The organism is Amycolatopsis orientalis DSM 43388 (assembly GCF_000411975.1).
GTDB lineage: Bacteria > Actinomycetota > Actinomycetes > Mycobacteriales > Pseudonocardiaceae > Amycolatopsis > Amycolatopsis orientalis_D.
Window position 1 is genome coordinate 1 of the sequence record NZ_ASXG01000009.1, and the last position, 874, is coordinate 874.

Below are 874 nucleotides of genomic sequence, written 5' to 3' on the forward strand. Positions count from 1 at the left end.
GACGATCAGTGGGCGTTGATCGAGGACCTGCTGCCGGTCCGGACTGGTAAGCGCGGGCGTCCGTTCTCTGATGCGCGGGCGATGGTCGAGGGGATCATCTACCGGTATCGGTGCGGGATTGCGTGGCGAGATGTGCCGGCGGTGTTCGGTCCGTGGCAGACGATCTGGACCTGGCATCGCCGGATGGCCGGTGACGGCACCTGGGACACGGTCCTGCAACGGCTGCTCACCGAGGCAGACGCTGCGGGCCTGGTGGACTGGTCGGTGTCGGTGGACTCGACGGTCGCCCGGGCGCATCAGCACGCCGCCAACATCACCCGCCTCCCAGGGGGCTGGGTCGAACTACACGGATCTGCGAAGCGAGCCGCCTGATCACGCGATCGGCCGCTCCCGTGGCGGCTGGAGCACCAAGGTGCACCACCTCGTCGACGGCAACGGCCGGCCGCTGGTCGCTCTGGTCGGCCCAGGGCAGGCCGGGGACGCACCGGTGTTCCCGCACCTCATGCGCCACCTGCGGATCCGTCGGGCCGGTCGCGGTCGAGCCCGCACCCGGCCCGACCGTGTCCGCGGTGACAAGGCCTATTCCTCGCGGGCGATCCGCGGACATCTACGCGACCGCGGGATCACTGCGGTGATCCCGGAGCCCGCCGATCAGGCCGGGCACCGCAAACGCCGCGGTTCCCGCGGCGGTCGTCCCCCCGCCTTCGACGCGGTGGATTACCGCGGCCGCAACGTCGTCGAACGACGGTTCAACCTGCTCAAGCAATGGCGCGGCCTGGCCACTCGCTACGACAAGCTCGCCATCGTCTACCGATCGGCGGTCGTGCTGCACGCCGTGATCACCTGGACCAAAGCTTTGTCAGACACGCCCTAG

2 protein-coding genes are annotated in these 874 nt (G+C 69.6%); both read left to right on the plus strand.

Translation table 11 applies throughout. From position 1 onward, the window contains the following. Positions 1 to 372: IS5 family transposase (locus tag L942_RS46250; RefSeq protein ID WP_037353573.1), on the plus strand; the 372-nt coding region annotated here is incomplete at its 5' end. 40 nt (positions 373 to 412) lie between these two features. After that, the gene (locus L942_RS46255) at positions 413 to 874 is read left to right on the plus strand and encodes a transposase (RefSeq protein ID WP_440201286.1); all 462 of its coding nucleotides are present in this window, start codon (positions 413 to 415) and stop codon (positions 872 to 874) included.